At 36.0% G+C, this 6,117-nt stretch carries 4 protein-coding genes; all 4 read left to right on the forward strand.

Annotated elements, in window-relative coordinates; all coding sequences use genetic code 11:
• The first annotated feature begins 370 nt into the window (after nucleotides 1-370).
• On the forward strand, nucleotides 371-2,299 hold the full coding sequence (locus E1171_RS09445; RefSeq protein ID WP_155205758.1) for a serine protein kinase: 1,929 nt from the start codon (nucleotides 371-373) through the stop codon (nucleotides 2,297-2,299).
• A gap of 127 nt (nucleotides 2,300-2,426) precedes the next feature.
• Nucleotides 2,427-3,590 carry a YeaH/YhbH family protein gene (locus tag E1171_RS09450; RefSeq protein WP_155205759.1) on the forward strand — a complete coding sequence of 388 codons (1,164 nt, stop codon included), beginning with the start codon at nucleotides 2,427-2,429 and terminating at the stop codon, nucleotides 3,588-3,590.
• Nucleotides 3,591-3,594: 4 nt separating this feature from the next.
• Nucleotides 3,595-4,986 carry a SpoVR family protein gene (locus E1171_RS09455; RefSeq protein WP_222931457.1) on the forward strand — a complete coding sequence of 464 codons (1,392 nt, stop codon included), beginning with the start codon at nucleotides 3,595-3,597 and terminating at the stop codon, nucleotides 4,984-4,986.
• Nucleotides 4,987-5,086: 100 nt separating this feature from the next.
• On the forward strand, nucleotides 5,087-6,037 hold the full coding sequence (locus E1171_RS09460; protein ID WP_246164264.1) for a YitT family protein: 951 nt from the start codon (nucleotides 5,087-5,089) through the stop codon (nucleotides 6,035-6,037).
• Nucleotides 6,038-6,117: the final 80 nt, after the last annotated feature.

Here is a 6,117-nt window from a genome sequence, read left to right on the forward strand (position 1 = left end):
TTTGTTTTGTGTAAAAACTCTTCATACATATTATTATTGGTTTCCTAATAATTTAGGACACTATATGTTGTATTTAAAATATTTGAGGCGAAAAATTAACAGATTTTCAAAAAATATTAATTAATACCAATCTCTCATAGAAATATTCCAAAATGGAAATGAGATTGGTGAACTATTTAGTGTAAGTATTTAATTATCATGAGGATAAGGGATTGTTGAGTCACTATTTATGTCAAAACTGCTATTTAAACGAATACATTACTGCAAACAAGGCACCATCAAATCCAGTTAAAAAATAGAGACCCTCTAATGTCATCTAATGATGAGTTGTCACCAAGCCAAAAGAAAGTTCTAACATTGACTCTGTTCTATGGCCAATAAATACTATAAGGATCTATTTAAAGAGTATAAAGAAAAAAAGAAAAGGATTGGTGAAAGTATTGATTTTATCACCTTCCTGGATAGAATAAAAAAAGAAAGGGAATCTACTCAATTAGCCCATAAAAGACTTTTTAACATTATTACCTCTAAGGGTTCCTTCAATTTAGATACAGAAAATGATGTTCGGCTGAAAAGAATTTTTGGGAACCGTAAAATAAAAAGTTACAACTTTTTTAATAAAGGCTTTTTTGGAATTGAAGAAGTTTTGCAAAAGATCGTGAGATATTTTCATTCTGCTGCCTTAAAAGGAGAAGAAAGTCGGCAAGTATTATTTTTAGTAGGACCTGTAGGGGCAGGAAAATCTTCTATCATTGAAGCTCTAAAAGAAGGTCTGGAGAATAGTTCTCCCACCTATTATATTGAGGGATGTCCTATGCATGAAAATCCTCTTCATCTAATACCTAATCATCTTCGAAAAGAAATCGGCAAACGTCTAGGTGTGGAAATTGAGGGAGGACTGTGCCCAATTTGTCGTTATAGGCTTAATGAGGAGTTTCAAGGTGATTTTGAAAAATTCTCCATCTCCAGTTTTCAGTTTAGCGCCAAAGAAAGAAGAGGTATTGGGGTGGTTCCTCCCGTTGACCCCAATAATCAAGATACTTCCGTTTTGATAGGTTCTGAAGATATTTCAAAATTAGATAAATATTCAGAGGATGATCCACGGGTTTTGTCCTTAAACGGAGCATTCAATGTGGGAAACCGAGGTGTTGTGGAATTTATTGAGGTCTTTAAAAATGAAGTAGAATATTTACACGCAATGCTCACTGCTACACAGGAAAAGTTGATTCCCTCCCCAGGGAAACACTCTATGATCTATTTTGATGGAGTCATTTTGGCTCACTCCAATGAAGCAGAATGGAATAAGTTTAAGGCTGATCATACTAATGAGGCTATTCTTGACCGCATTGTGAAAATTGAAGTGCCTTACGTATTACGGCTTTCAGAAGAAATTCGCATTTATCAGAAGATGATTGAATTATCGGACTTTGATGCACACATTGCGCCACATACATTGGAGATCGCTTCCATGTTTGCCATTTTAAGTCGTTTGAGGCCAACAGTAAAATGCGATTTGTTGACAAAGTTAAAGCTGTATAATGGGGATGAGGTATTGGAAAAAGGACAAACAAAGCATATTAATGTACAGGAACTAAAAGAGGAATTTCCGGAGGAAGGAATGAGTGGTATTTCCACCCGTTTTATAATGAAGGCTTTGGATGATGCACTTTCTGACAGCGAGTTTAACAGTATTACCCCAGTATCCGTCCTAGATGCCTTACAAAACAAACTAAAAGAGGAGCCTCTTACAGAAGATGTCAAAGTAACATATATGGATATTTTGAAAGATATCCTTTACAAGGAATACCTGAAAATGTTGGAAAAGGACATCACTAGGGCTTTTGTTCATGCCTATGAGGAGCAGGCTGAATCTTTGTTCCAAAACTATCTAGATCATGTAGAAGCCTATGTGCTTAAACAAAAAGTAGTGGGAAAGGGAACCAAAGATGAAATGGAACCTGATGTGAAATTCTTAAGCTCTATAGAAGAACAAATAGGCATTACCAGCACCTCCGCAGATGGTTTTAGACAAGATGTGATGAGCTATATGTCTCATATCTTGAGAAGAAAGGGTGCTCTTAATTACCAGGTGTATGAACCATTAAAAGAAGCCATTGAGAAAAAACTAATGGCTTCTGTTAAGGATATTACACGGATAATTTTGAAGGCAAAAAGTAGAGACCCAAAACAAAAGCAAAAATATGAGGCCATGATGAAGTCAATGATACAAAATGGCTATAATGAACAAAGTTGCGAAGAAGTACTCACTTTTGCCTCAAATCACCTGTGGAAGGACTAAAATCATTTTAGATTTATCTTTAATAAATACTTAAACTGAATTATTGTAAATATCATACAATTAGATATTTATGCATATTTATTACTATAATTTTATAAAAAGTAATTCCTAACAAAAAAAATCTCCTTTGGCTATTTTCCGTGATTTCAGTAAGCAAAAGAGGGACAGATCGGTCGGAGACAGAAGCCGGCACCGTGAATTGGTCCGAAATAGCATTCGGAAAGGCATTGCGGATATTATTGCGGAAGAGTCTATTATAGGACAAAGTCGACACAAGAAAATTAAAGTTCCTATTAAAGCCTTAAAAGAATATAGTTTCATCTTTGGAAGAAATACCAAAGGGGTAGCACAGGGAAGTGGGCAAGAACAGAAAGGACAAATTCTTCAAAAGAATGCCCCCCAGAATCCTGAAGGAAAAGAAAGAGCAGGCAGTCAACCCGGTGTGGACATTTATGAAACTGAAATTACGGTTGAAGAAGTAATCAACATCATGTTTGAAGACTTGGAACTTCCTAAACTGGAGCGGAAAAAATTATTGGAAACTGAGGCAGAGAGTCTTAAACGCTTACTAGGGTACAAAAAGAAGGGGATCAGGAGCCGACTATCAAAAAAGAAATCTCTCATAAACCGGATAAAAAGGAAAAAAGCTAGCCGTAAGGAGTTAAAAGAAGAGGAAAGTTTTCCTTTCCATCTGGATGATTTGGTTTATCATAGAACGGTAATTGAAATAACCCGCCACTCAAATGCAGTTGTTTTTTGTATAATGGATGTAAGTGGTTCCATGGATACCGTAAAAAAATATCTGGCTCGAAGCTTCTATTTTTTACTGTATCAATTCTTAAAAAGTAGATACAGGAATACTGATATTGTTTTTTTAGCTCATCATACGGAAGCAAAGGAGGTCAACGAGGATGATTTTTTTCATAAGGTAGAGTCGGGTGGAACTTACATCTCTTCAGGCTATAAAAAGGCATTGGAAATCATTGAGCAGCGTTACGACCCTGTATTATGGAACATTTATGCCTTTCATTGTAGTGATGGGGATAATTTTGAAAGTGATATAAAACCGGCCATTGAATACGCTGAAAAATTGGCAGGTGTTTGTAACCTCTTTGGATATGGGGAAATCAAACCGATAAGCAGCTTCTCTTGGTCATCCATGCTTAATCAATTTCGTCAATTAGGACTAGAAAACTTTATTTGTTTAAAAATTAGAAAGAAGGAAGATGTGTGGCCAGCTTTCAAGAAATTTCTGACCCTCGATAAATCCCTTATTTCGGAAGAAGACTAAAATAATGGTTGAAATGCGTTCCTGGACCATACAAAATTTACTAGAATGGAATGAAAGAATTGAGGAAAAAGCGAGAGAGCTAGGGCTTGACTTTTATAAGCAAGAATTCGAGATCTGTGATTATCATGACATGCTCGGCTACCAATCTTACATGGGCATGCCAGCCAGATATCCTCATTGGAGTTTTGGAAAAGCCTTTGAAAGATTGAAAACTCTTTACCAACATGGACTTAGTGGCTTGTCTTATGAAATGGTAATAAATACTGATCCCTGCTTAGCCTATTTAATGATCGATAATCCTCTTCCCTTGCAAATTTTGACCATGGCGCATGTTTATGGGCATAATGATTTTTTTAAAAACAACATTCATTTTTCCCAAAGTAGGGCCGACTTGGCCCTGGAAATGTTTAAACGACATGCTGATAGAATCAGAGCCTACATAGAAGACCCAGGGATTGGTTATATAAGAGTGGAGCGAATATTAGATGCCGCTCATGCAATTAGTATGCAATGTGATAGAAATATTTTGCAAAAATTCCCTCCATTAAAAGCCAAAGAAAAAGCCGGAGCAGGATTGGGGGAAACGCATGGAGACCAATGGGCACATCTAAAGAAAAAAAAGGCTTACAAAGCCAAATCCGAAGTATTATTAGAAAAAGAACTGTTGCTTTATATAAGGGATCACCAACCTCTCCTGGAAGATTGGGAAAAAGATTTATTGACCATTGTGTGGGAAGAAAATCGCTATTTTTTACCTCAAATGGAAACGAAAATCATGAATGAAGGATGGGCTACTTTTTGGCATTATACTATCCTAAATCAATTGGATTTGGACCATTCCTTATATTTTGATTTTATTCGATCTCATAATCAGGTCATTAGACCCCATTTGGGAGGAATCAACCCATACCATATAGGCTATACCATCTTCTCAAAATTGGCAGGAAGTGATGGACATAGCATAGATTATGAGTTAGATAAAAAAATATTCGAAGTGCGAACTATTGATCGTGATAATTCATTTCTTCGACGATTTTTGACAGAAGAATTAGCTCGCCAACTGAATTTATTTGAGTTTCAAGTAAACCCTGAAAATGTAAAAATAACAGAAATATCAGATCGGGAAGGTTGGCACCAAGTGAAGGAAACCTTGATCGCCAATATTGGTACAAATGCTTTCCCCCAAGTGGTGGTAGAGCACAAAGAAAATTCTGACAATGTATTGCAATTAGTTCATTTGTTTGACGGTAGAGAATTACAAATGAAATATTTAGAAGAAACCTTAAAATATGTAAATACCCTGTGGGGAAACCCAGTAAAAATACGAACCTTATTAGAAGGGAAAAACATCGTTTGCGAATGCGAAGAAGGAAAATTTCGCATCATCCCTGATTAATAAATTGGGAGAGGGCCTAGGATTCTTTTCTGAATTTTTCAAGACTTTTCTCTCCTCAAAATTTCCAATTTAGTCCATATTCTTAATGATTTATTATAAAATGCTTAGAATTTCTCCCTCAATCCTTCTCCTATTTAAAGATGCAATTAATTCCTTTGAACAAGTCAGGGAAAAAACGCAGAAGTTGGAATTGGACTTTATGCAGTTTCTTCGCAACTCAACCTTTATTTTTTTAGGGGTTTTAGTTGCAGGGTTTGGTTTAAAAAGCTTTCTGATTCCCACTCAATTTATAGATGGGGGAATTACGGGGATTGCTTTAATTTTCGAAGAAGTAACCGATTTTCCCATGCCCATTTTATTAATCCTATTCAATTTACCTTTTGTTATCCTGGCCTATTCTAACATTGGAAAATCCTTTGCCCTAAAAAGTATACTAGGTATTGGTCTATTAGCCCTTTTTATCCATGTTCTACCTTATCCCATTATTACACACGATAAGGTATTGATTCCTACCTTCGGTGGATTTTTCATTGGTTTGGGTATTGGTTTAGCCATAAGGGGAGGGGCTGTATTGGACGGTACTGAAGTCCTTGCCGTCTTTGTTAGCAAAAAGGTCAACCTGAGCATAGGAGACGTTGTACTATTATTCAATATTATTATTTTCTCAGCCGGAGCCTATTTTTTATCAATAGAGATCGCGCTTTATGCTATACTCACTTATTTGATAGCTTCCAAAACAATAGATTTCGTAATCGATGGGGTAGAGGAATACATTGGGGTAACCATTATCTCCAAGCAAAGCGAAGCATTAAGGCTTTGCATCATTGAAAAATTGGGAAGGGGATGCACCATCTATGATGGCAAAAATGGCTATGCCCCAAAGGGGAAGGTTCTAAAGGAAGTGGAAATAATTTACACGGTCATTACCCGTTTGGAACTTTCAAAGTTGCAGTCAGAAATTAATAAAATTGATCCTGGAGCATTTGTTATCATGAATTCAATTAAAGACACAAAAGGAGGAATGATCAAGAAAAGACCTTTCCATAAATAATTTTTGATGGAGTTAGGACTTTTAAAGCCTGGTATGGGTCAGGCCTACTATGATATCTTTATTCCAATAATTCTGTAAAA

Source organism: Xanthovirga aplysinae (genome assembly GCF_009711365.1).
GTDB classification, from domain to species: domain Bacteria; phylum Bacteroidota; class Bacteroidia; order Cytophagales; family Cyclobacteriaceae; genus Xanthovirga; species Xanthovirga aplysinae.

What these genes read in the sequence shown, in the direction of transcription:
- E1171_RS09445 (WP_155205758.1), top strand. Translation starts at nt 371, where the DNA reads ATGGCCAATAAATACTATAAGGATCTATTTAAAGAGTATAAAGAAAAA.
- E1171_RS09455 (WP_222931457.1), top strand. Translation starts at nt 3,595, where the DNA reads ATGGTTGAAATGCGTTCCTGGACCATACAAAATTTACTAGAATGGAAT.
- E1171_RS09460 (WP_246164264.1), top strand. Translation starts at nt 5,087, where the DNA reads ATGCTTAGAATTTCTCCCTCAATCCTTCTCCTATTTAAAGATGCAATT.